The sequence below is a fragment of the Plantibacter sp. RU18 genome (assembly GCF_050613355.1).
GTDB lineage: Bacteria > Actinomycetota > Actinomycetes > Actinomycetales > Microbacteriaceae > Plantibacter.
Genome location: NZ_CP159618.1, coordinates 2,809,161 through 2,831,771, shown reverse-complemented (window position 1 = coordinate 2,831,771; position 22,611 = coordinate 2,809,161). Strand labels below are relative to the sequence as shown.

The following is a 22,611-nucleotide window of genomic DNA, read 5'->3' as shown; positions in this document are numbered from 1 at the left end:
AAGCAGCGTCTCCATCGGTGGAAACGCAGCTTGAAATACCTGCGCAACACAACAACTCCGGTCCACGTTAGCCCATACCGGCCTCGAACAGGACTCAAACAGGTAACGGATTGGCGAATTCTGCGTCATTTCCCGACATTCGTTGGTTCTCCGAGCTGGATCGAGCGGCGGATCTCGGAATGTGCGGTGATTCTTCAGCCTCCGACCGTAGGCTGTGGACATCCACAGGAGCTCCCGCTCTCGACGAGCGTCCGCTCACTGCCCCGGCTGGGAAGTCGACACGATTCCTCCGGAGTGCCCATGTCAACTGAAGCCGTTCTTGGCCCGGTTCGTGCCACGAGCCCCCGCAAGCCAGGCACCGCGAACGTCACGAGTTCGTACTCTGCGCTGCTGAAGACGGTCCGCGAGGCAGGTCTCCTGCGCCGCCATCGCACCTTCTACATCCTGACCTTCTCCTTCCTTGTCGTCGCGCTCCTCGGCTGTGCCACCGGCTTCATCCTGCTCCGTGAGTCCTGGTTCCAGCTCCTCATCGCAGGCGCGCTCGGCGTGATCCTGACGCAGTTCGCCTTCCTCGCCCATGAGGCGTCCCACCGTCAGGTCTTCGAGTCAGGTCGCGCGAACGACCGTGCCGGCCGGTTCCTCGCCGCAGGCATCGTCGGTATCAGCTACTCGTGGTGGATGACGAAGCACACCCGTCACCACGCGAACCCGAACCAGGTCACCAAGGACCCCGACATCGAGATCGACACGATCTCCTTCATCGAAGAGGATGCCGCGAAGGCGAAGGGGCTGATCGCGCTCATCACTCGCAAGCAGGGCTACCTGTTCTTCCCGCTGCTGATGCTCGAGGGCCTCAACCTCCACGCACTGTCGTTCCGAACGCTCTTCGGGCCTGGCAAGGTCGACGGCAGAGTCGCCGAGATCAGCATGATCGTCGCCCGGATCGGTCTCTACCTCGCCGCAATCTTCCTGTTCCTGCCGCTCGGAATGGCGTTCGCGTTCATCGGCGTCCAGCTCGCGGTCTTCGGCGTCTACATGGGTGCGTCTTTCGCTCCCAATCACAAGGGCATGCCGATCATCCCTGCAGACGTGAAGCTCGACTTCCTCCGCAAGCAGGTGCTCACCTCGCGCAACGTCAGCGGTTTCGGTATGGCGACCTTCATGGGCGGACTCAACTACCAGATCGAGCACCACCTGTTCCCGAGCATGCCCCGACCGGCGCTTGCGCGTGCGCGCCTCATCGTTCGAGAGCACTGCGAGACGCAGCAGGTCCCGTACACCGAGACGACGCTGCTGAAGTCCTACGGGATCGTGATCGCCTACCTGAACCGCGTGGGTCTGTCCGCTCGTGACCCGTTCGACTGCCCGGCAGCGGGGCAGTTCCGCCGCCGGTAGTCGTTCAGGTCTCAGACCTCGAGTGATTCGAGCGGGGCGAGCGGGTAATACGTGCCGCCGCCCTGCTCGGTCGCCCACTGCAGGCGCCCGTGCGACATGGCCTGCCCTGCGCCGGAGAGCACCATCTCGTGAGTGCCGAACGCTCGCTTCGGGGCGACAGCGAGGATGAAGTCGATCCCTTCGGCGATCTTCATCCATGGCGCACCGGCGGGGGCCGCGAGCACGTCGACCTCGACGCCCTCTGGGATCGAGAAGGAATCCCCCGGGTAGTAGACGAGGTCGTTCATGAGGACGCCGACGTTGTCGATCGTGGGGATCGAGGAATGGATCACCGCGTGGGTCCCGCCGAAGAACCGCAGTGAGAACGGCCCGACCTGGACGGTTTCGCCCGGGGCGACGACGGTGACGTCGTAGCCCGTGGCGGCCGCGGCGACTCCCGCCGGTGCGAAGATCACCGCATCCGGGCTCGCCGCGAGAATGCGGTCGAGGTGTTCGGGGGTCCAGTGATCGGGGTGCAGGTGGGTGATCACGATCGCCGCCGCGTTCGTGACATCGGCGATCGGGGCGGTGAACGACCCCGGATCGACGAACAGCTTGGCGCCGTCCTGCTCGAGGAGGAATGCGGCGTGCTCGAACTTCGTCAGTCTCATACCTCGAGTGAATACCGTGCGCGTCCAGAGGGCAACCCGGGTGGCCGTCGGAGGAAGCACGCTCGGGCTGTCAGAATCGGCAGGTGACCACAGCACCGCGACGTATCGGCGTCGCCATCAATCCGACCGCATCGTTCGGTTCGACCCGCGGGGTCGGCCCCCGCGTGCTCATGGCGCTCGACGGCGCCGGGTTCAGTACCGTGCGTCTCCAGGAAGACAACATCGAGCTTCTCCGGACGGCGGTCCACCGTGCGATCGAGGACGGGCTCGACGCACTCGTCGTCGTCGGCGGCGACGGCATGGTGAGTCTCGCCGTCGAGGCGGTGCGAGAATCCGGACTCCCATTCGGCGTGGTGCCCTCGGGGACGGGTAACGACGTCGCCTGTGGCCTCGGGATCCCGCTCGACGATCCCGATGCGGCGATCGCGCTCCTCCTCGACGCCCTCGATAACGGACCTCGCACGATCGACGCCGGAAAAGTGTTCCACGGCGTGCACACGACCTGGTTCGTCGGCGCGGTCTCGGCGGGGTTCGACGCCCTGGTGAACGAGCGGGCGAATCTCATGAGACGCCCCCGGGGTCGGAGCCGGTATACGATCGCCATCCTGCGGGAGCTCATCTCGCTGCGTCCGCGAGGATACGACCTCGTCGTCGACGGTGTCGCCGAGCGAGTGGACGCCGTCCTGCTCGCCGTCGCCAACAACACCTCGATCGGCGGCGGGATGCTGATCGTCCCCGAAGCGGAACTTTCCGACGGTCGGTTCGACTTGTTCGTCGTCGCGCCGATCTCGCGGTTGAGGTTCCTCCGACTGTTCCCGAAGGTGTTCTCGGGGACGCACACCGCCCTCGACATCGTGCGCATCTCGCGTGTCCAGGCCGTCTCCATCGATGCCGTCGGCATCACCGCATACGCGGACGGGGAGCGGATCGGGCCGCTGCCGGTCTCGGTCGAAGTCGTTCCGGGGGCACTCCGAGTGCTCGCCTGAGGTTGGTTGCGGACACCTTCGCGAGAGCTCGACACGCCGAGGCGACGCGCCTGACCGCCTCGATTTGTACGGGTCGAAATGGTGTGGCATACTCGTATCCGTTGCTTACGGCCCCATCGTTTAGCGGCCTAGGACACCGCCCTCTCACGGCGGCAGCACGGGTTCAAATCCCGTTGGGGTCACAACACCGCAAGAAGCCTCGTTTTCCTGAGTCATCAGGGAGCGGGGCTTCTTTCGTTTTCGGCCAGGCAGCAGCTTCCGGAGCGTCTCCGAGTCGGCGACGCGACCCCACGAGTGCCGCCAGGGAGCAGGGTGCGCACCGATCCGCGAAGTCGACCGTGCATGCTAGCTTGGCCGGGTGATCGTGAAGCAGAACCGCCGCACCCCGGCGACCGCAGCCGTCCTGATCCTCGCCGCCTTGCTCACCGGATGCTCCATCCCGGCCACTGGCGAAGCTGTCGCGGGGAACGCAGGGCCGATCGTCGACGTCGCCGGCGGCACCGACGACACCCTGCGCAAGGACTTCGACGCGAGCCCTCAGGAAGTCAACGACTACTGGACGGCGGACAAGTTCGGAGGCGCGAAGGCACCGGATCTGAAGCCCGGCGAGGACACGCTCACCGGCGACCAGGCGACAGGCGTCGTCGTCCACCCGAGCACCGGAGTCGGCCCGGACGTGGACGTCAAGGCAATGGTCCCCACCGCCGCGGGCGATCCCTATCCGGCGACCGGCCTTGCGGCTGCAACCCAGGGGCGTCTGTACTTCTCACTCGCCGGAGCCACATACGTGTGCTCGGCGAGCGTCGTGAACGCACCGACGATGGACCTCCTTCTCACGGCGGGTCACTGCGTGTGGGACACCTACGGGAAGCAGCTGGCCGAGAACATCATCTTCATTCCTGCCGACGCAGCGAACGGACAGACGCAGCCCTATGGGCAGTGGGCGGGCGTGAGCACGTACGTACCGGACGAGTTCACGAGCGAGGCGACATCCGACGCCAGCGGAGCCACGAGCGGCAATGGTTGGGCCTACGACTTCGCCTTCATCCGCCTTGCGCCGAACGCCTCCGGACAGAAGATCCAGGAGGTCACCGGTGGTCAAGGGATCTCGTTCGGTACGCCGCCAGAGGGCATCACGGTCATCGGATACCCCTCGGCTGCTCCGTTCGACGGTCAGTCGCAGCGGTACTGCGCGAGCCCGGCGGCGACCAAGGGGTACTCCGGGTATCGCATCGACTGCATCATGACGCCTGGATGCTCCGGCGGTGGTTGGCTCACCCGCCTGGATCCGGCATCGGGCGCCGGATACGTGACCTCGGTCACCTCCCGGGGCGACGGGAACTGGCTCGAGGGACCGGTGCTCGGTCAGCGTGCGCTCAACCTCTACAACGACGCCCTGGCGGAAGGGTCGTGACCGTGACAGGGCCTCGGCGCACCCCTCGCCGTCTGCTGACGGTCCTCGCTGCGTCTGCCGGGCTGGCGCTGTCCCTGAGCGCATGCACCACGACCGGTGCCGCCTTCCCTGATCCCGCCGTGCAGCGCGCGTACATGCAGGACCTGGCGGATTCGCGATTCGAACTGCTCGCGGCGCAGATCGGCCAAGCACCGGACGTCACCGGCTCCGCTTACGTTCACGCCGTCTCTGGTGATCTCGAGTCCCATCGGAACGACTCGGTCGTCCTGTTCGGAGACCCGACCGGTTCCTTCAGCCAGGACAAGGGCTCGGCCGACGGCGACACCGTCGACGTCTACCACCAGGCCGGGACGTCGTACGACCTCCTGCTGCTCGGCGGTGAGCTCAAGGAACTCGCACCGACCGAGTGGGTGGCCGTCCAGACGCAGTACACGCCGGCGGAAGACGATGCCGAGGACGGCTCCTTGGGCCCTGCGTGCATCTACCCGGGCATCTCGATCGCCTGCGACATCTACACGGCCGTCGAGTCCACGAGGGACTCCGAGGAGGGCGCGCTCAGCAGTGTCGTCGTCTCGATGCGCAACTACGGCTCATCGCAGATCACGACCAGCGCGAGTCTCGACAGCGTCCTCGCGCTCGGGACGCTGTTCGCGCTCCCGGACGACCTGGTGTCCTCCTTGTCCGACGAGGACCTCGCGACGCTCCTCCCCGTCACGATCTTCCAGAACGCCGACGGCGGCCTGGTGAAGATCGAGCTGAGCGGCACCGTCGACAGCGAGACGCCGTTGCAATTGCAGGCAGGTTTCGAGGTGACCGGCACCTCGACCATCGAAGACCTGCCGACACCGCCATCAGGTTTCGACGTGACCGTGATCCCGGCGGCCGATCAAGCCGCGTTCTGGGAACAGATCGAGGAGTTGAGGAAATGACCGACGAGAAGACGCCGGACCAGCAGCCGCCGGAGATCCCCGAGCAGGACCCTCCCCGGGCGGAGTTCGGGCCGGGGAACGCGCAGCGGGACGCGCACGCGCCGACCGGTGCGCCGCCGCAGGCGCAACGACCCACGGGTGCATCCGTCCAGCAAGACGGCTCTGGCGGACACACGGGTCCTTCCTTCCCGACGAACACCCAGGGGCAACCCTGGCTGCAGCCGAACCGGTCGGCGGGCCCGGCTCCCCAGGGGGCACCGCAGTCGATGCCGAACCAGCCACAGCCTCCGTACGGGCAGGGGACCCCGTTCCGCCCGCAGCCGCCCTACGGCATCCAACCCGCCAATCAGCAACCCTCGAATCAGCAACCCTCCAACCAGCAGCCATACGGTCAGCGACCGCACGGCCCGGGCCAGCAGCAGTTCGCGCCGGGGCCGCAGCAGCCGGCGAACGGTCCGTTCGCGCCGAATCAGCAGCAGCCGGGCCAGCCGGGCGCACCGTTCCGCCCGGGGGCGGAGTATGGCAACACCGGTCAACAGCAACCGTTCCCGGCCGCATCGATGGCGAAACCGAAGGCGAAGCGCAAGCCGTTGGGTCGGCGTCTCTGGGCCGGTGTCCTGATCGGTGCCGTCGCGGCGTCACTGATCGCCGTCCCGCTCACGCTCCTCTCGGTCGGACGTCTCTTCACGCCCATGCTCGACCGAGGCGCCGTGCAGACCGGCGTCGCAGAGGTGCTCAAGCAGGACTTCGGCCTCGCGGACGTCGAGAAGGTCGAGTGCCCGGGCGATCAGGCGGCGGTCACCGGAACACAGTTCGAGTGCACCTTCTCCTACGGCGGTACGAGCTACCCCGTGGCGGTCGAGGTCATCAACGATCAGGGCCAGTACCGCGTGGGCATCGACGCTCCGAAGCAGTAGAAAGCCTCTTCCCGCGGAAGCCTCCTCGGCGCCGTGGTGCGCCCGCGCTCACACAGGGGAGTAGGCTCGTCGGAGCGAAGGGGAGTATCCCGATTCGCCGTGTCCGTCAGGACGGATCGCATCGACGCGGTTCCGGGCACGGCGGCGACCGATGGTCGCGGGAGAGACGTTCGAATCATCGTCGTACCCTCTTCTGAAAGGCTCCCATGCAGCTCGAGCTCCCCATCTGGTTCGAAGTCGGCTCCCTCGTGGTGCTCGTCCTGGTGCTCCTCGCCGATCTCCTGATCGTCTACAAGCGCCCGCACATCCCCTCGAACCGCGAGTCCACCCTGTGGGTCGTGTTCTACGTCGGACTCGCGCTCGTGTTCGCGCTCATCCTCCTGCTGGTCGCGGGTGGGGAGTGGTCCGGACAATTCCTCGCCGGCTGGCTCACCGAGTACAGCCTGAGCATCGACAACCTGTTCGTGTTCGTGATCATCATGAGCCGTTTCTCCGTGCCTCGGAAGTATCAGCAGGAGGTGCTCATGGTGGGCATCATCATCGCACTGGTCCTCCGAGCGATCTTCATCCTGGCGGGCGCCGCCTTCATCGAGGCGTTCTCTGCGATCTTCTACATCTTCGGAGCGTTCCTGCTCTACACGGCGTGGAAGCAGGCGTTCGGGCACAACGACGACGCGGAGGACGGCGAGACGAAACTCGTCTCGCTGCTCCGCAAGCGGATCCCGCTCACGCCAGACTTCCACGGCTCGAAGATCCGGGTCATGGTCGACGGCAAACGGTTCTGGACGCCGATGATCGTCGTCTTCATCGCCATCGGTACCACAGACCTCATCTTCGCGATCGACTCGATCCCCGCGATCTTCGGCATCACGCAGAGTCCGTTCATCGTCTTCACCGCGAACCTGTTCGCCCTGATGGGCCTCAGACAGCTGTACTTCCTCCTGGGAGGACTGCTCGATCGCCTCGAATACCTGAAGTACGGTATCGCCTTCATCCTCGCCTTCATCGGCGTGAAGCTGTTCCTGCACGCCATGCACGTCAATGAACTCCCGTTCATCAACGGCGGCAAGGGGATCGAGTGGGCGCCGGAGATCAACACCTGGACGTCGCTCGCCGTGATCATCGGTTCGATGGTGATCGCCACCGTCGCCAGCCTGCTGAAAGCCTCTCGGGACGGCAAGCGCGAGCAGGTGTCGGCGGGGGAGTGATTCGCGCCGGAGTGGTACGCTGAGCGGGTGCTGTCCGGGCTGCTTCTCCTTCCCTGCCGCGACGAGGCCTAGTTCCAGGCTCCCTCGTCGCGGAGGTCGCCGACGCCTGACCACTCATCGTTTGAAGGAATCTCACGACATGTCGCAGCTGAACGCCGATCCGTCCGCCCCGAGCAGTATCCCCGAGCATCCTCGGACGCTCGCAGAGAAGGTCTGGGATGACCACCTCGTCGTCAAGGGCGAGGACGGCACCCCCGACCTCATCTACATCGACCTGCACCTCGTGCACGAGGTCACCAGTCCGCAGGCCTTCGACGGCCTCCGCATGGCGGATCGTCCGTTGCGTCGTGTCGACCTGACGATCGCGACCGAGGACCACAACACCCCGACACTCGCGATCGACAAGCCCATCGCCGATCTCACGAGTCGCACGCAGATCGAGACGCTCCGGCGCAACGCTGCCGAGTTCGGTGTCCGGATCCACTCGCTCGGCGACCTCGACCAGGGCATCGTCCACGTCGTCGGCCCGCAGCTCGGCCTCACCATGCCGGGCATCACCGTCGTCTGCGGCGACTCGCACACCTCCACGCACGGCGCGTTCGGCGCCATGGCCTTCGGGATCGGCACGAGCGAGGTCGAGCATGTGATGGCGACCCAGACGTTGCCGCTGAAGCCGTTCAAGACGATGGCGATCACGGTCGAAGGCACGTTGCGTCCCGGTGTCACCGCGAAGGACATCATCCTGGCGGTCATCGCGAAGATCGGCACCGGTGGTGGCCAGGGCTACGTGCTCGAGTATCGTGGCTCCGCCATCCGCGCCCTCTCCATGGAGGGTCGCATGACGATCTGCAACATGTCGATCGAGGCGGGCGCTCGCGCAGGCATGGTCGCGCCCGATCAGATCACCTACGACTACCTCGAAGGCCGCCCGCACGCACCGGTCGGCGCCGACTGGGACGAGGCCGTCGCATACTGGGACACCCTCGCAACCGATGAGGGTGCGGTCTTCGACGCTGAGGTCTTCCTCGATGCCGACACACTCGAGCCGTTCGTCACCTGGGGGACCAACCCCGGCCAGGGTGTCTCGCTCAGCGACTCCGTACCGGACCCGACCACCATCGCCGATGCGAACGAACGCTCGGCCGCCGAACGTGCCCTCGAGTACATGGACCTCACGGCCGGCACTCCGATGAAGGAGATCCCGGTCGACGCGGTGTTCATGGGCTCCTGCACGAACAGTCGCATCGAAGATCTGCGCGCGTTCGCCTCGGTCATCGAGGGGCACACAAAAGCGGAAGGCGTGCGTGTGATGGTCGTCCCGGGTTCCGCGCGCGTGCGCATCGAGGCCGAGGCCGAAGGCCTCGACAAGATCATCATCGCCTTCGGAGCCGAGTGGCGCTTCGCCGGTTGTTCGATGTGCCTCGGCATGAACCCCGATCAGCTGGCTCCGGGGGAACGCTGCGCGTCGACCTCCAACCGCAACTTCGAGGGTCGTCAGGGTAAGGGTGGCCGCACCCACCTCGTGTCGCCGCTGGTCGCCGCCGCCACCGCGATCCGCGGAACGCTGTCGAGCCCTGCCGACCTGGTGACCGATGCCGACGGCCGCGTCGCCTCCGAGCAGGAAGGCGTGCACGCCTGATGGACAAGTTCACCACGGTCGCCGGCATCGCTGCGCCCCTGCGTCGCTCGAACGTCGACACCGACCAGATCATCCCTGCCGTCTACCTGAAACGGGTCACCAAGACCGGCTTCGAGGACGCCCTGTTCGCCGGCTGGCGCCAGGGCCCCGAATTCGTACTGAATCAGGAGTCGTACCTGGGAGCGAGCATCCTCGTGGCCGGGCACGACTTCGGTACCGGTTCCTCCCGTGAGCACGCGGTCTGGGCACTCCGCGATTTCGGATTCAAGGTCGTCGTCTCCTCGCGCTTCGGCGACATCTTCCGCGGAAACTCGGGGAAGCAGGGCCTGTTGGCCGCGCAGGTCACCGAGGAGGAGCTCGAGCAGCTCTGGCTCGCCATCGAAGCGGAACCCGGTTCCGAATCGGTCGTGAACCTCATCGACCGCACCATCACGGTCGGCGATCTCACGGTTTCGTTCGAGGTGGACGATTACACTCGGTGGCGGCTCATCGAAGGTCTCGACGACATCGGGCTCACGCTCCGCAGCGAAGAGCAGATCACCGCGTTCGAGGCGAAGCGTCCGAATTGGCTTCCCCGCACCATCCCCGTCAAGTAGCAAGGCAGTAGGTATCGGTTTGAATTCACTCGTCCAGGCGTCACAGGCGGCAGGTTCGTCGGTCGGACTCGATGTCGACCGCATCACGATCAACGGCGGCATCCCGCTCACCGGTCGTATCGAGGTCAAGGGTGCGAAGAACCTCGTGACCAAAGCGATGGTCGCATCATTGCTGGGTGAGAACGTCAGCGTCTTGCGCAACGTTCCGAACATCAGCGATGTCCGTGTCGTCCGTTCGTTGCTGGAGATCCACGGCGTCGATGTCACCGAAGGCGAGAACCCGAACGAGCTGCGACTCGACCCGACGAACGTCGAGTCGGCACACATGGAGGAGATCGACGCTCACGCCGGCTTCTCGCGCATCCCGATCCTCTTCTGCGGACCGCTGCTGCACCGCCTGGGCGCTGCGTTCATCCCCGACCTCGGTGGTTGTCGCATCGGCGACCGCCCGATCGACTTCCACCTCGACGCGCTCAGGAAGTTCGGCGCCGTCGTCGAGAAACTCCCGCAGGGCATCCGTCTCTCAGCACCGAACGGGCTCCACGGCACCACGGTGCACCTCCCGTACCCGAGCGTCGGCGCTACCGAGCAGGTCCTGCTCACCGCAGTGCGCGCCAAGGGCACGACCGAGCTGAAGAACGCCGCGATCGAGCCTGAGATCATGGACCTCATCGCCGTGCTGCAGAAGATGGGCGCGATCATCTCGTACGAGCCCAACCGTGTCATCGTGATCGAGGGCGTCGACACACTCGACGCTTACGACCACACCGCCATCGGCGACCGCAACGAAGCCGCGAGCTGGGCATCGGCCGCACTCGCGACCGACGGAGACATCTTCGTCGGCGGCGCGAAGCAGCAGGACATGATGACCTTCCTCAACATCTTCCGGAAGGCCGGTGGTGGCTTCGACATCACCGACGACGGTATCCGGTTCTACCGCAAGGAAGCGCTCAAGCCCGTCGTCATCGAGACGGATGTCCACCCGGGCTTCATGACGGACTGGCAGCAGCCGCTGATCGTCGCCCTCACGCAGGCGACCGGTGAGTCGATCGTCCACGAGACGGTGTACGAGAACCGCTTCGGGTTCACGGACGCGCTCAACACGATGGGCGCGAACATCGTCGTGCACCCGAACGGGTTGTCCGGAACGCCTCGTCGGGTGCCCCGTCGCAACCTCGAGCAGGCTGCGGTGATCACCGGGCCGACCCCGTTGCACGGCGCCGACATCGAGGTCCCCGACCTCCGTGGGGGATTCAGCCACCTGATCGCCGCGCTGACCGCAGAAGGCAAGTCCACGGTGAGCAACGTCGGGATCATCAGCCGCGGCTACGAGAACTTCATCGTGAAGCTGCAGCAGCTCGGCGCTGACTTCGTCCTCGAAGCGGAGTAGGCCGGGGTGGGTGCTGAGCGGTCGAAGCCGTCGATCTACTGGGTGCTTTCCTCGATCGCGGTCCCGCCCTTCAGCGCCCTCGTGAAGTTGCGCATCCGGCATGGTGAGCGCCTCCCGCAGGAGGGTCCTTTCATCCTGTCCCCGAACCATGACAGTGAGTTCGACCCCCTGATCATGGGTGTCACGGTGTGGCGTCTCGGGCGCCAGCCGCGCTTCATGGCCAAGGGCAGCCTGTTCAAGATCCCAGTGGTCGGCTGGCTGCTGACGAAAGCGGGTCAGATCCCGGTGGAACGGGAAGGTTCCGCCAGAGGCATGGATCCCGTTTCGGCCGCGGCGCAGCTCGTCGACCGAGGTCAGGGCGTCGTCGTCTATCCGGAGGGCTCACTCACCCGGGATCCGGCCCTGTGGCCGATGCGTGGCAGGACGGGCGCCGTCCGCATCGCACTCACCCATGGGCTGCCCATCATCCCTGCCGCCCACTGGGGTACACAAGAGGTCATGCCCAGGTACGGGAAGCTCTCGATCTTTCCGCTTCGCAAACGGGTGGACGTGTCCATCGGCGAGCCGGTCGACCTCTCGGCGTTCGCCGGACGGCCGCTAGACTCGAAGACGCTGAACGAGGCGACCGAGGTCGTCATGCAGGCCATCACCGCCCTGTGCGAGGAACTCCGGGGTGCAAAGGCCCCCGCCGAGCGCTGGGACCCAACGAAGCACCAGCAGAAGGAGACGGGCCGTTTTGAGTCCTAGAAGTGTTCCGGTATCCCAGGCCGCCGCCAAGGTCGCCGTGTTGGGAGCGGGCAGCTGGGGCACGACGTTCGGCAAGATCCTCGCCGACGGCGGCTCGGACGTGGTGATGTGGGCCAGACGCCCGGAACTCGCACGCGAGATCACCGAGGCGAAACGCAACAGCGACTACCTTCCCGGCGTGAACCTGCCGATGCGCATGACTGCGACGGCGAGCATGGTTGACGCCGTGCGTGGCGCGTCGATCATCTTCCTGTCGGTCCCCAGCCAGTCCTTGCGGGATAACCTGATCGCGCTCCGGCCCCATCTCGAGGACGACACCATCGTCGTCTCCCTGATGAAGGGTGTGGAGCGCCGCAGCGGATCCCGCATGAGCGAGGTCATCCGCGAGACCCTCGACATCGATCCCTCGCGCATCGCGGTCGCGTCCGGTCCGAACCTCGCGCTCGAGATCGCCCGTGAGCAGCCGACCGCCGCTGTCATCTCCTCCGAGAGCCTCGAGACGGCGCAGACCGTCGCGCTCCTCGCCCGGAACCGGTACTTCCGCAGCTTCGTGAACACCGACGTCATCGGCACCGAGTTCGGCGGTGTACTGAAGAACCTCATCGCCGTCGCGATCGGCATCGTGGACGGTGTCGGGTACGGCGAGAACACGAAGGCCTCGATCATCACCCGCGGACTCGTGGAGATGACTGACTTCGCGGTGGCGCACGGCGCACACCCGGAGACGCTCTCCGGGCTCGCCGGACTCGGCGACCTCATCGCGACCTGCCAATCACCGTTGTCCCGTAACAACACCGCCGGGCGACTGCTCGGCCAGGGGTATCAGTTCGACGACGTCGTCAAGCAGATGCAGCAGACGGCCGAGGGTCTGGCGTCGGTGGCGCCGGTGCTCGAGCTCGCACGAGCCAAGGGGGTCGCGATGCCGATCGTCGAACAGGTCAAGCGGGTGCTCGACGGCACGCTCGACCCGAAGGACATCGCGCCCCACCTCACGACCGACGACGACGAACCCCAGGGGGAGAGAAGCAACGATGACGCACAAGACCGGAGTGGTGGTGCTCTTTGGAGGCCGTTCAAGCGAGCACTCGATCAGCTGCGCAACGGCGGGCGGCGTCCTCGCGGCGATTGACCGCGAACGCTACGACGTCTACCCCGTCGGAATCGCCCATGACGGGTCCTACGTGCTCGAGGTCGACGACCCGAGCCGGTACGCCCTCGACCCTGAACACCTGCCGGAGGTAGACGCCTCACGCCCCAAGGTGCGTTGGCCCGAGCGCATCGGTTCACCGCAGCTGACCGTCGTCGCCGCCGATGGCACCGAGTCGACCCTCGGCCCGATCGACATCGTCTTCCCGATCCTGCACGGCCGCTTCGGCGAAGACGGCACGGTGCAGGGCATGCTCGAACTCGTCGACCTGCCCTACGTGGGTTCGGGTGTCCTGGCCTCGTCCCTCGGGATGGACAAGCACTTCACGAAAACCGTCCTCGAGGCCGCCGGTATCGCCGTGGCGCCCTGGGTGCGCTTCACCGCGCACGAGTGGACGTCCTCCCCGCAGACGGTGCTCGACTCCCTCGACTCGCTCGGTCTGCCTGCGTTCGTGAAGCCGGCACGGGCAGGTTCGAGTGTCGGAGTCTCGAAGGTGTCCACTCCCGCGGCCTTCGCCGAGGCCATCGAGGTCGCACTCGCTGAGGACTCCACGGTCCTCGTCGAGACCGGACTCGTCGGCCGTGAGGTCGAGTGCGCCGTCCTGGAATCGCTGCCCGGACTCGCTCCGAGGGTGTCGGTCGCCGGCGAGGTCGTCGTCACCGGTCGCGACTTCTACGACTTCGCGGCGAAGTACCTCGATGCTCCCGGTATCGAGCTGGTGTGCCCAGCCGACCTCACCGACGTTGAGCTCGGCGAGATGCAGGATCTCGCCCGCCGTTCCTTCGAGGCGCTCGGCGCCGCGGGGTTGTCTCGCGTCGACTTCTTCCTGACGGCTGACGGGTTCGTCGTCAACGAGGTGAACACGATGCCTGGGTTCACACCGATCTCGATGTTCCCGAGCTGTTGGCTGGCCTCCGGGCTCAGCTACCCGGAACTCATCACCGAGTTGATCGAGGTCGCGCGCGCGCGATCCTGACGCGGTCGCGTCAGCCGTCGGTCGGGATCGGCAGTTCCGCGTCGCCGAGGGCGGTGCACTTTCCGGTGATCGGCAGCACCGAGACCGACGGTGCGAGATCGGCGAGCACTGTGCTGCTCGCGACGGCATCGCCGTCGAGCACGACTTCGATCGCCGGCGTGCGGCCGAACGTCGTGAACCGGTAGTTCGGGGCGTCGGAGTCGTCGATGATCCAGTCGACACCGTTGACCGACTGGCACTGTTGCGTCGTCGGCCCTGGGATCGCCACGCCGCAGTGCAGGAGCACCGAGGCGGGATCACCCCAGGCGCCCGTGGCTTGGGCGTCAGTCGTCCGCTCAGGGAGCTCGGCGACGACGTCGGGCAGACGCACGGTGACTTCGGCGCACTGCGGGTTGTTGGCGTCATCGGCCGCTTCGAGTGCGACGGACGGTGCGCAGCCGGCGAGGGCGAGCGTTGCGGCCACGGCGAGAGCGGAGGCCAGGAGGGCACGGATCGGGGACATCGTCCACCAGGCTACCGTTGATCCCATGAACGAGTCTGTGAAGCCGTCCGAGGACACCAGCACGGACGGGCTGCGCGTCGGGGAGCTGCCGGAGGGTGAGCTGCTCGCGCGGATCTTCCCGCGCCTGCCGCACGCGGATGCGGAGCTCCTCGGGCCGGGAGACGACGCCGCCGTGGTCGCAGCGCCCGATGGGCGCTTCGTGGTCACGACGGACACGATGATCCACGGGCCCGATTTCCGTCTGGCCTGGTCGAGTGCACACGACCTCGGGTGGAAGGCCGCGGCGAGCAATCTCGCCGACGTCGCCGCGATGGGGGCGAAGCCGACCGCGCTCGTCGTGGCGCTGGCGATGCCGAAGCAGTTGCCGGTCGCCGTCCTGGAGGGGTTCGCCGACGGTCTGCGCGACGCGTGCGCCGCGCTTGCACCGGGCTGTGGTGTGGTCGGTGGGGATCTGGCGGTCTCGGACGTCTTCATGATCGCAGTCACGGCCTTCGGAGATCTCGAGGGCAGGGACCCGGTCCGACGCGACGGAGCGGTGATCGGAGACGTCGTCGCGGTGGCAGGGGCTCTCGGCGCAGCGGCGAGCGGGTTGCGACTGCTGTTCGAGCGTGGGGTCGACGCCGACGGCATGCCGTCTGCAACAGCGGCTGCGGCACTCCGCGCGGAGCAGCCCACGGCGATCGCGGCCCAGCTCGCCCCACGGCCTCCGATCCTGGCGGGCGTCGTCGCGGCGCGCAACGGGGCGTCGGCAATGCTCGACCTGTCCGACGGATTGGCCCTCGACGTCGGCCGGATCGCCGCAGCGAGCGGTGTCGCCATCGATCTCGACGTGGCGGCCCTCGGGTCGGACCCTGCGCTCGCCCTCTCCGGCGGCGAGGACCACTCGTTGTGCGCGACGTTCCCAGTAGGGACGGTGTTGCCTGAGGGGTTTCGCCGCATCGGCGCCGTCGTTCCCGGAGAGGGGGTCCTCGTGGATGGCGTCGTCTACGACGGTCGAGCCGGGTGGGACCCGTACCGCGATTGGGACGATGCAGTGGGCTGAGCGCCCCGACCTCCGACGCGCTCAATGCGTCAGGCGGGGACGACCCACCAGACGACGGTCTCGCCGTATGTGCTCTTCCGGAGCTGCTCGAATTCCGGCGGGAGCGTCGGCTCGGGAGAGCGCGAACTCCGCTCGACGAGCACCAGGCCATCATCGGTCACCAGGCCGACGAGGGCGGCGAGGTTCGCCGTCAACTCATCCTCGGGGAGGTCGTACGGAGGATCGATGAACACCAGGTCTGATGGCACCGTCGCGCCAGCCAGGTAGGCGCCGACGGCCTTGGCATGGACCGCGACCCGCGGTGCACGGTCACGTGGAGCGGCCGCGGTCACGGTCTTCGCGTTGGCACGGCAGACCTTCGCGGCTTCGGGGCCCCGGTCGACGAGGACGACGGCGGACGCGCCGCGGCTCGCGCATTCGAGGCCGAGCGAGCCGGAGCCGGCGTAGAGGTCCAGCACCTCGGCGCCCTCGATCACGTCACGTGCTTCGAGAGCGGAGAAGAGTGCTTCTCGCACGCGGTCGCTGGTGGGTCGGGTGCCGCTGCCGGGGACGCGGATCGTGAGCGATCCGGCGTACCCCGAGATGATCCTGATGCCGGCCATGGCTCCATCCTCGCAGTCCGGACCGTCCTCGACGAAACGCGAGTGTCCGAGGGCCCGAATAGACTCGGGGCATGACGGGGATCGAGCTGGGCACGAAGCTCGGTGGTGTCCTCGGGGGGCGTACGGCGACGGCCCTCCACCGTGCTTTCGGCATCGACACCGTCGGCGACCTGCTGGAACACTATCCGCGTCGCTATGCGCGGCGCGGTGAGCTCACCGTCCTCGGTCAGTTGCCGCTCGGCGAGGACGTCACGATCGTGGCCGACGTCTTGGAGGTCCGAGAGCGCAGCATGAAGCAGCGGCGCGGTTCCATCCTCGAGGTGGTCATCTCCGACGGTCAGGGGCGGTTGAACCTCACCTTCTTCAACCAGTCGTGGCGTGCGAACGAACTGAGGCCAGGGCTGCGCGGCATCTTCGCCGGCAAGGTCGGTGACTACCGCGGGAGCTATCAACTCGCGCACCCGGCGTACGAACTCTTCCCCGACCACGCGGACGCCCCTGCACTGGCCGACGCCGAGGCGAAACGCTGGTCCGAAGCGCCCATCCCGATCTACCCCGCATCGAGCACGCTCGCCAGCTGGCAGCTGCAGAAGTCGGTCGAGCTCGTGCTCGACGCGCTTCCGATGCTCGACGACCCCGTGCCGGCCTCGGTACGGTCGGCGCGCGGCGAGCTCGGGTTCGACGAGGCGCTCCGGGCGGTGCACCGCCCCGAAGTCGATCGTGACTGGCAGCGCGGGCGTCGGAGCCTCCGATACCAGGAGGCGTACCTGTTGCAGACCGCGTTGCTCCAACAGCGCGCGGCAGCCAGGACGATGGCTGCGGAGGCACGGCACCCGAAACCCGGCGGGTTCCTCGACCGTCTCGACGCTGCGATCCCGTTCACCCTCACCGGCGACCAGCAGACGGTGGGGGCGGAGATCGCCACCGACCTCGCCGAGTCGACGCCGATGAACCGACTGGTGCAGGGTGAGGTCGGCTCGGGCAAGACGCTGGTTGCGCTCCGCGCGATGGCTGCAGTCGCCGACAGCGGTGGCCAGTCGGCGCTCCTCGCCCCGACGGAGGTGCTCGCAGCTCAGCATCTGCGCTCGATCGTGAAATCGCTCGGTCCAGACCTCTCGGCCGATCTCATGCCGACGCTGCTCACCGGCCAGTTGCCTGCCTCTGACCGGAAGCGCGCCTTGCTGCGCATCGTCGCCGGCCAGGCCCGCATCGTCATCGGCACGCACGCGTTGCTCGGCGAGGCGGTGACCTTTGCAGACCTCGGACTCGTCGTGGTCGACGAACAGCACCGGTTCGGTGTCGAGCAGCGCGACCAGCTCCGGCAGAAGGGGCATACGCCACCGCACGTGCTCGTCCTCACGGCGACGCCGATCCCTCGCACAGTCGCGATGACGGTGTTCGGCGACCTCGATGTCAGCACGATCAAGGAGCTGCCGCAGGGGCGGCAGGGCATCGAGAGCTTCGTCGTCCCCCTCGTCGACCATCCGGGGTGGATCTCCCGCGTCTGGGAACGCCTCGCCGAAGAGCTCGAGCAGGGTCGGCAGGGCTTCGTCGTGTGTCCATCCATCGACGCGAAACAGGTCGAGCCGGGGGAGGAGCTGGGCGACGGCGAGGATCCGGCTCGCCCGATCGCATCCGTCATGACGACCGTCGAGCAGCTGCGCTCCCACCCACTGCTCGCCGGTCGCCGCATCGAGGTGCTGCACGGTCGCATGAGCGCGGAAGAGAAGGACCAGACGATGCGGGGGTTCGCCGCTGGAGACATCGACGTGCTCGTCGCGACGACGGTCATCGAAGTCGGGGTCGACGTCCCGAACGCGTCGACCATGGTGGTGCTCGATGCGGATCGTTTCGGGGTCTCGCAGCTCCATCAGCTCCGTGGCCGCGTCGGGCGTGGAGGTGTGCCGGGTCTGTGCCTCCTCGTGACGGCCTCCGAGGCGGAGAGCACGGCGCGGGAACGCGTGGATGCGGTCGCGGCCACACTCGACGGCTTCGACCTCGCCCAGGTCGACCTCGAGCTGCGTCGCGAGGGCGACGTGCTCGGAAGCTTGCAATCGGGCGGACGCTCGTCGCTCAAGTTGCTCCGCGTCGCCCACGATGGGGAGGTGATCACCGAGGCCCGCGCCGATGCCGGCGAGCTCCTCGCGGCCGATCCAGACCTCTCGGCGCACCCCGTGCTCGCCGAGGCATTGCAACGGCGTCTCGACGAATTCGACCGCGCCGCCCTCGCCAAGAACTGAGCACGGGTAGGCTGGCGGCATGAAGCGGATCGCCGTCGTCCCCGGATCGTTCGACCCTGTGACCCTCGGTCACCTCGACGTCATCGAGAGGGCCGCACGGATCTTCGACGAACTGCACGTGCTCGTCGTCCACAACCCGGACAAGTCCGCACTGTTGCCGATGCCCCAGCGGGTGGCGCTGCTCGAGCACTCGATCGCCGATGGCGAAGTGGGCGACAACGTCGTGGTCGCCCAGTGGAACGTCGGTCTGCTCGTCGACTACTGCACCGACGTGGGAGCGAGCGTGCTCGTCAAGGGGATCCGGTCGCAGGTGGACGTCGCCTACGAGACGCCCATGGCGATCATGAACCGCTCGCTCGCCGGCGTGGAGACGGTCTTCCTCCTGCCGGATCCGGCCCACGCGCACGTCTCGAGTTCGCTCGTCCGACAGGTCGCGGCGCTCGGCGGCGACGTCAGCCCGTACGTGCCGCCGGTCGTGGCGACCTTCCTCCGCGAGGGCTAAGGCGACCTCCCAGCCGCGGTCGGCGTAGAATCGTCGATCGTGACTAGGAAGAGAACCCACAACTCCCCGTTCAGCGTCAACGTGCGCGATCTGGTGAACCGTCCTGGGGAGATGCGCGAGCATGACCTCGAAGTGGTGCTCGTCGAGCGCTGGGGCGAGGGGCTCGTGGCCGTCCAGGAGGGTACGACGCTCGCAGAACGGGTGCGTCTGGAGTCCGTGCACGAGGGGATCCTCGTGACCGCCGACCTCGACGTCCTGGCCACCGGCGAGTGCGGTCGGTGCCTCCGAGACATCGAACTGCCTGTCGAAGTCGAGATTCAGGAACTTTTCACGTATCCTGGTTCGGAAGCGTCTGACTTCGAGGTTCACGACGACCACGTGGATCTTGAACCTCTGGTCAGAGATGCGGTAGTTCTCGCATTGCCGTTTCAGCCGGTGTGCCAGCCGGATTGCCCCGGACTCGACCCCGAGACCGGTGAGCGGTTGGCCGAGATTCCGGAACGACACCCTCACGAAATCGCAGATCCTCGTTGGTCCGCGCTTGCGAGCTTGTCCTCAGACTCCGAACTTGACACAGACACCAGCAGCGACGCGGTCGCAGCTGCAGACACAGAAGAGAGATAGATCATGGCTGGAAACCCCCCGAAGCGGAAGGTCTCGCGCTCGAACACCCGCTCGCGTCGCTCGCAGTGGAAGGCCGCCGTGCCGACGCTCGTGAAGACGGTGGAGAACGGTCGCGTCACGTACAGCCTCCCGCACCGCGCGAAGGTCGTCGAGGACTCGCAGGGCACTGCTTTGTACCTCGAGTACAAGGGCCGCAAGGTCGCAGACGTCTGATCCGTCAGCACCTGAACGTCCGCGCTCGAACAGCGTGAACACGAATCACTTCGACCACACCGGGGTCGGCTCCGTCTCGGAGCCCGACCCCGGTGTGGTCGCTTGTGCGCAGCAGCTGGGTGTCGATGTCTCGTACGAGCTCCTCGACCTCGCGTTGACGCACCGCTCCTACGCGTACGAGCATGGCGGGCTGCCGCACAATGAGCGCCTCGAGTTCCTCGGCGACTCCATCCTCGGCCAGGCGGTCACGGTCATGCTCTACCGCGACTTCCCGCAGCTCGACGAGGGGCAGCTCGCGAAGCGGCGTGCCAGTCTCGTGTCGACGATCGCCCTCGCCGAGATCGCCCGGACGATCGGGCTCGGCGCGCGCATCAAACTCGGCAAGGGCGAGGACCAGACGGGCGGCCGGGACAAGGCGTCCATCCTGGCCGACACCATGGAAGCCGTGATCGGGGCGACCTACCTGTCAGCGGGTCCTGACGCAGCGACCTCCCTGGTCCTCCGCCTCGTCACCCCGCTGCTGGAGAACCCCGAGCGCTTCGGTGCCGCCATGGATCCGAAGACCAGCCTGCAGGAGGCTGCAGCATCGATCGGCGCCCCGGCTCCGGTGTACGAGATCGCGAGCTCCGGCCCGGATCACGACCGACGTTTCGTCGCGACGGTCACGGTCGGTACTGCAGTGACAGCGACAGGGTCCGGAACGAGCAAGAAACACGCCGAGATGGCGGCCGCCCTCGACGCGTGGGCCACGATCAGTGCCAGAACTCCCTGAGGTCGAGGTCGTCCGGGCCGGTCTCGAACCCGCGGTCAGCGGTGCGACGATCGCCGGCGTCGACGTCTTCGATGAGCGGTCGCTCCGCCGTCACCTCGGCGGGGTCTCCGACTTCAGTGCGCGCCTCGCCGGACGAACGATCCGTTCGGCCGTGCGGCGTGGCAAATTCCTCTGGTTCCCGCTCGATGACGACGAGGCGATCGTCGGCCACCTGGGTATGAGCGGACAGATGCTGCTGCGGGCGCCAGGCGATGACGCGGACCGCCTGCTCCGTATCCGACTGCAGCTCGAACACCCGACGCACGGTGAGTTGTGGTTGCACTTCGTCGATCAACGGATCTTCGGGTCGATGGCCGTCACGTCGCTCGTCCCGACGAACGACGGAGCTGCAGGCGGGTTCGGAGACCCCGCGCCGGTCGTTCCGGACCAGGTGGCGCACATCGCGCGCGATCCGATGGATCCGGCATTCGACGACGCGAGCTTCCTCCGTGCGCTCCGAACGAAACTGACGGGCCTGAAGCGCGCCCTCCTGGATCAGACGCTCGTCAGCGGGATCGGCAACATCTACGCCGACGAATCCCTGTGGGCGGCGCAGCTCCATCCCGAGCAACTGACCGCACGCGTCAGTCGAGCGCGCGCGGAGCGCCTCCTCGCCGAGGTTAGGACTGTGCTCGCCAAGGCGCTGGCCGAGGGTGGCACGAGCTTCGATGCGCAGTACGTCAATGTCAATGGTCAGGCCGGGTACTTCGCGCACAGCCTGAACGCCTACGGTCGTCAGGGCAAGCCCTGCCCACGCTGCGGCACGCTCATCGTGCGGGAGCAGTTCATGAACCGCGGGTCGCACCGATGCCCGACGTGCCAGCGCCGCTCCTGAGGACCGTCGCGCGTCGCGCGGGGATACTGCTCCGCGGGATCAGTCGGGCTGGCCGATGCGTCGCTGCCACTCGCCGGAATAGCCGACGATCAGGAACCGTAGGCGGTCGTTGATCGCGAGCATGTGCTGGTTCTCGTCGGCATTCCACGTGTAGATGCGTGAACGTTCCGGCGCGTGCTCGGCGAGCGCGGCGAGATTCGCGGCCTTCATCCAGAGACCGAGACGGTGACCACGATGCGCTCCGACGACGAGCGTGTCCCACTGCTCCGCGTGGTGCTTGCCCTCCGTGAGGATGAGTTCGCTGTACCCCGCGACATCGCCGCTGTCCCGATGGACTGCTGCGACGACGAGTGCCCGATCGCCGGCATCCGCGAGTTGTCGCTCGCGGGAGCGGATGCGCTCGGGAGACCAGATCTCAGCGTCGACGTCGAGGTCAGCCGCGGGGATGTCGGCCGCCATCTGTTCGTGAGCCGTCGCCAGCGAGTTGAGGAGGGCGTCCGGGGTGTGATCGATCCAGTGCACAAGCTCGTAGTCCTGGCCGGCTTCCGATGCCGCGTGCGCGATGAGTGGGGGCAGCTCTTCGCGGATGTCGTCGAGTTTGCAGCGGTTTGTGCGCTCGACCTGTCCGAGTGTGTACCCGCGAGCGAGCAGGAAGCGGGCGGACGTCGCGTTCGCCGGGATCGCTCGTTCACCGACGCTGGCGCCGAGGAGCGGTTCATCCGGCGGGATGTCGGCGATGGCGTGTTCGGTGTACGCCGTCACGGTCAGCCGCCCGGCGGCGATCGCCCGCTTCTCGAGTGCGTCGAGGAGCGCGCTCCCGATACCCTGTCCGCGAGCATCCGGCAGGACGCCGACGTTCAGTGACGCCGTCGTGGCATCCGCTTCCGTGCCGTACCCGAGCCAACCACGGCCGACGACCCGTCCGCCGAGATCGGCCGCGAGCAGCTCACGCCGCTGGAACCGCTGATCGCGGTACTCGGGCAACACGGTCTCCGGCGCGACGACGAAGTCGTCGTTCGACCAGGTCTCGGACTCGATCGTGTTGGCGACGCCTTGGACGGCGTCGAACACCGCGGAGCCGCCGGTCATCGGGATGTTCACTTCGTCGATCGTGAACCGCATCATCGCCTCCGCCGTCGCTGGTCGTGTTCGGTCCATGTTACGGGCGGGAACGACGTCGGCCGGTGAGACCCAGCGTGGTGTCCCGGGCCCGCCCGCGGATTCGCTACCGTAGTGCACAGCATCC

General features: G+C 66.9%; 23 protein-coding genes and 1 tRNA gene. 20 read left to right on the top strand and 4 right to left on the bottom strand.

Annotation, left to right across the window (positions count from 1 at the left end):
- Positions 1-300: 300 nt before the first annotated feature.
- A complete protein-coding gene (locus ABMA10_RS13590; protein WP_347866949.1) occupies positions 301-1,395 on the top strand; it encodes a fatty acid desaturase family protein in 1,095 nt (364 codons plus the stop codon).
- Positions 1,396-1,406: 11 nt separating this feature from the next.
- Here the strand turns inward: ABMA10_RS13590 and ABMA10_RS13585 are convergent, their stop codons facing one another.
- Positions 1,407-2,045, bottom strand: a complete 639-nt coding sequence (locus ABMA10_RS13585) for an MBL fold metallo-hydrolase (protein ID WP_347866950.1) — start codon at positions 2,043-2,045, stop codon at positions 1,407-1,409.
- A gap of 83 nt (positions 2,046-2,128) precedes the next feature.
- On the opposite strand from ABMA10_RS13585, the gene ABMA10_RS13580 reads away from it, so the two are divergent.
- The 12 genes from ABMA10_RS13580 to ABMA10_RS13525 all read left to right on the top strand — a co-directional run bounded on the left by ABMA10_RS13580 (position 2,129) and on the right by ABMA10_RS13525 (position 13,994).
- Positions 2,129-3,031 (top strand): diacylglycerol kinase family protein, encoded by a 903-nt coding sequence (locus tag ABMA10_RS13580; RefSeq protein WP_347866951.1) that lies wholly within the window; start codon positions 2,129-2,131, stop codon positions 3,029-3,031.
- 109 nt (positions 3,032-3,140) lie between these two features.
- Positions 3,141-3,213 (top strand) — tRNA-Glu (locus ABMA10_RS13575).
- A gap of 176 nt (positions 3,214-3,389) precedes the next feature.
- On the top strand, positions 3,390-4,445 hold the full coding sequence (locus tag ABMA10_RS13570) for a trypsin-like serine peptidase (protein WP_347866952.1): 1,056 nt from the start codon (positions 3,390-3,392) through the stop codon (positions 4,443-4,445).
- Positions 4,446-4,447: 2 nt separating this feature from the next.
- A complete protein-coding gene (locus ABMA10_RS13565) occupies positions 4,448-5,374 on the top strand; it encodes a hypothetical protein (protein WP_347866953.1) in 927 nt (308 codons plus the stop codon).
- A complete protein-coding gene (locus ABMA10_RS13560) occupies positions 5,371-6,291 on the top strand; it encodes a DUF4333 domain-containing protein (RefSeq protein ID WP_347866954.1) in 921 nt (306 codons plus the stop codon). Before ABMA10_RS13565 ends, ABMA10_RS13560 begins: the two co-directional genes overlap by 4 nt.
- A gap of 206 nt (positions 6,292-6,497) precedes the next feature.
- Positions 6,498-7,499: a TerC family protein gene (locus ABMA10_RS13555; RefSeq protein ID WP_347866955.1), complete on the top strand. Its 1,002-nt coding sequence runs from the start codon at positions 6,498-6,500 to the stop codon at positions 7,497-7,499.
- Positions 7,500-7,638: 139 nt separating this feature from the next.
- Positions 7,639-9,138, top strand: a complete 1,500-nt coding sequence (leuC, locus tag ABMA10_RS13550) for a 3-isopropylmalate dehydratase large subunit (protein WP_347866956.1) — start codon at positions 7,639-7,641, stop codon at positions 9,136-9,138.
- Positions 9,138-9,734, top strand: a complete 597-nt coding sequence (leuD, locus tag ABMA10_RS13545) for a 3-isopropylmalate dehydratase small subunit (protein WP_347866957.1) — start codon at positions 9,138-9,140, stop codon at positions 9,732-9,734. The genes leuC and leuD overlap by 1 nt, the downstream gene beginning before the upstream one ends.
- 19 nt (positions 9,735-9,753) lie before the next feature.
- Positions 9,754-11,124 (top strand): UDP-N-acetylglucosamine 1-carboxyvinyltransferase, encoded by a 1,371-nt coding sequence (murA, locus tag ABMA10_RS13540; RefSeq protein WP_347866958.1) that lies wholly within the window; start codon positions 9,754-9,756, stop codon positions 11,122-11,124.
- Positions 11,125-11,130: 6 nt separating this feature from the next.
- Complete coding sequence (locus ABMA10_RS13535; RefSeq protein WP_347866959.1) at positions 11,131-11,871, top strand: lysophospholipid acyltransferase family protein; 741 nt, start codon at positions 11,131-11,133, stop codon at positions 11,869-11,871.
- Between the two features lie 37 nt (positions 11,872-11,908).
- Positions 11,909-13,000: an NAD(P)H-dependent glycerol-3-phosphate dehydrogenase gene (locus tag ABMA10_RS13530; RefSeq protein ID WP_431031524.1), complete on the top strand. Its 1,092-nt coding sequence runs from the start codon at positions 11,909-11,911 to the stop codon at positions 12,998-13,000.
- Complete coding sequence (locus tag ABMA10_RS13525) at positions 12,903-13,994, top strand: D-alanine--D-alanine ligase family protein (protein ID WP_347866961.1); 1,092 nt, start codon at positions 12,903-12,905, stop codon at positions 13,992-13,994. The genes ABMA10_RS13530 and ABMA10_RS13525 overlap by 98 nt, the downstream gene beginning before the upstream one ends.
- Positions 13,995-14,004: 10 nt before the next feature.
- Here ABMA10_RS13525 and ABMA10_RS13520 read toward each other — a convergent pair whose 3' ends face one another.
- Entirely contained in the window at positions 14,005-14,496 is a 492-nt protein-coding gene (locus tag ABMA10_RS13520) for a DUF3515 family protein (protein WP_347866962.1), read from the bottom strand.
- A gap of 25 nt (positions 14,497-14,521) precedes the next feature.
- Here ABMA10_RS13520 and thiL point away from each other — a divergent pair, with 25 nt between their 5' ends.
- Positions 14,522-15,538, top strand: coding sequence for a thiamine-phosphate kinase (thiL, locus tag ABMA10_RS13515; RefSeq protein ID WP_347866963.1), 1,017 nt, complete (start codon positions 14,522-14,524; stop codon positions 15,536-15,538).
- 29 nt (positions 15,539-15,567) lie between these two features.
- On the opposite strand, the gene ABMA10_RS13510 is transcribed toward thiL, so the two are convergent.
- Complete coding sequence (locus ABMA10_RS13510; RefSeq protein ID WP_347866964.1) at positions 15,568-16,140, bottom strand: RsmD family RNA methyltransferase; 573 nt, start codon at positions 16,138-16,140, stop codon at positions 15,568-15,570.
- A 71-nt stretch (positions 16,141-16,211) separates the two neighbouring features.
- Between ABMA10_RS13510 and ABMA10_RS13505 the strand changes: the two genes are divergently transcribed.
- The 6 genes from ABMA10_RS13505 (at position 16,212) to mutM (ending at position 21,365) form a co-directional block, all read left to right on the top strand.
- Positions 16,212-18,380 carry an ATP-dependent DNA helicase RecG gene (locus tag ABMA10_RS13505; RefSeq protein WP_347866965.1) on the top strand — a complete coding sequence of 723 codons (2,169 nt, stop codon included), beginning with the start codon at positions 16,212-16,214 and terminating at the stop codon, positions 18,378-18,380.
- Positions 18,381-18,399: 19 nt separating this feature from the next.
- A complete protein-coding gene (coaD, locus tag ABMA10_RS13500; RefSeq protein WP_431030617.1) occupies positions 18,400-18,882 on the top strand; it encodes a pantetheine-phosphate adenylyltransferase in 483 nt (160 codons plus the stop codon).
- A gap of 111 nt (positions 18,883-18,993) precedes the next feature.
- Complete coding sequence (locus ABMA10_RS13495) at positions 18,994-19,506, top strand: YceD family protein (protein WP_347866970.1); 513 nt, start codon at positions 18,994-18,996, stop codon at positions 19,504-19,506.
- Between the two features lie 3 nt (positions 19,507-19,509).
- Entirely contained in the window at positions 19,510-19,719 is a 210-nt protein-coding gene (gene rpmF / locus ABMA10_RS13490; RefSeq protein WP_056006932.1) for a 50S ribosomal protein L32, read from the top strand.
- A gap of 94 nt (positions 19,720-19,813) precedes the next feature.
- On the top strand, positions 19,814-20,491 hold the full coding sequence (rnc, locus tag ABMA10_RS13485) for a ribonuclease III (RefSeq protein WP_347866971.1): 678 nt from the start codon (positions 19,814-19,816) through the stop codon (positions 20,489-20,491).
- Positions 20,475-21,365, top strand: coding sequence for a bifunctional DNA-formamidopyrimidine glycosylase/DNA-(apurinic or apyrimidinic site) lyase (gene mutM, locus ABMA10_RS13480; RefSeq protein ID WP_347866967.1), 891 nt, complete (start codon positions 20,475-20,477; stop codon positions 21,363-21,365). The genes rnc and mutM overlap by 17 nt, the downstream gene beginning before the upstream one ends.
- 39 nt (positions 21,366-21,404) lie before the next feature.
- Here the strand turns inward: mutM and ABMA10_RS13475 are convergent, their stop codons facing one another.
- On the bottom strand, positions 21,405-22,523 hold the full coding sequence (locus ABMA10_RS13475; protein WP_347866968.1) for a GNAT family N-acetyltransferase: 1,119 nt from the start codon (positions 22,521-22,523) through the stop codon (positions 21,405-21,407).
- Between the last annotated feature and the right edge of the window lie 88 nt (positions 22,524-22,611).

Bases quoted from the DNA above. Each gene is read 5' to 3' on its own strand.
- ABMA10_RS13590 (WP_347866949.1), top strand. From the start codon at position 301: ATGTCAACTGAAGCCGTTCTTGGCCCGGTTCGTGCCACGAGCCCCCGC.
- ABMA10_RS13585 (WP_347866950.1), bottom strand. From the start codon at position 2,045: ATGAGACTGACGAAGTTCGAGCACGCCGCATTCCTCCTCGAGCAGGAC.
- ABMA10_RS13560 (WP_347866954.1), top strand. From the start codon at position 5,371: ATGACCGACGAGAAGACGCCGGACCAGCAGCCGCCGGAGATCCCCGAG.
- ABMA10_RS13555 (WP_347866955.1), top strand. From the start codon at position 6,498: ATGCAGCTCGAGCTCCCCATCTGGTTCGAAGTCGGCTCCCTCGTGGTG.
- leuC (WP_347866956.1), top strand. From the start codon at position 7,639: ATGTCGCAGCTGAACGCCGATCCGTCCGCCCCGAGCAGTATCCCCGAG.
- leuD (WP_347866957.1), top strand. From the start codon at position 9,138: ATGGACAAGTTCACCACGGTCGCCGGCATCGCTGCGCCCCTGCGTCGC.
- ABMA10_RS13525 (WP_347866961.1), top strand. From the start codon at position 12,903: ATGACGCACAAGACCGGAGTGGTGGTGCTCTTTGGAGGCCGTTCAAGC.
- ABMA10_RS13520 (WP_347866962.1), bottom strand. From the start codon at position 14,496: ATGTCCCCGATCCGTGCCCTCCTGGCCTCCGCTCTCGCCGTGGCCGCA.
- thiL (WP_347866963.1), top strand. From the start codon at position 14,522: ATGAACGAGTCTGTGAAGCCGTCCGAGGACACCAGCACGGACGGGCTG.
- ABMA10_RS13510 (WP_347866964.1), bottom strand. From the start codon at position 16,140: ATGGCCGGCATCAGGATCATCTCGGGGTACGCCGGATCGCTCACGATC.
- ABMA10_RS13505 (WP_347866965.1), top strand. From the start codon at position 16,212: ATGACGGGGATCGAGCTGGGCACGAAGCTCGGTGGTGTCCTCGGGGGG.
- coaD (WP_431030617.1), top strand. From the start codon at position 18,400: ATGAAGCGGATCGCCGTCGTCCCCGGATCGTTCGACCCTGTGACCCTC.
- ABMA10_RS13495 (WP_347866970.1), top strand. From the start codon at position 18,994: ATGCGCGAGCATGACCTCGAAGTGGTGCTCGTCGAGCGCTGGGGCGAG.
- rpmF (WP_056006932.1), top strand. From the start codon at position 19,510: ATGGCTGGAAACCCCCCGAAGCGGAAGGTCTCGCGCTCGAACACCCGC.
- ABMA10_RS13475 (WP_347866968.1), bottom strand. From the start codon at position 22,523: ATGGACCGAACACGACCAGCGACGGCGGAGGCGATGATGCGGTTCACG.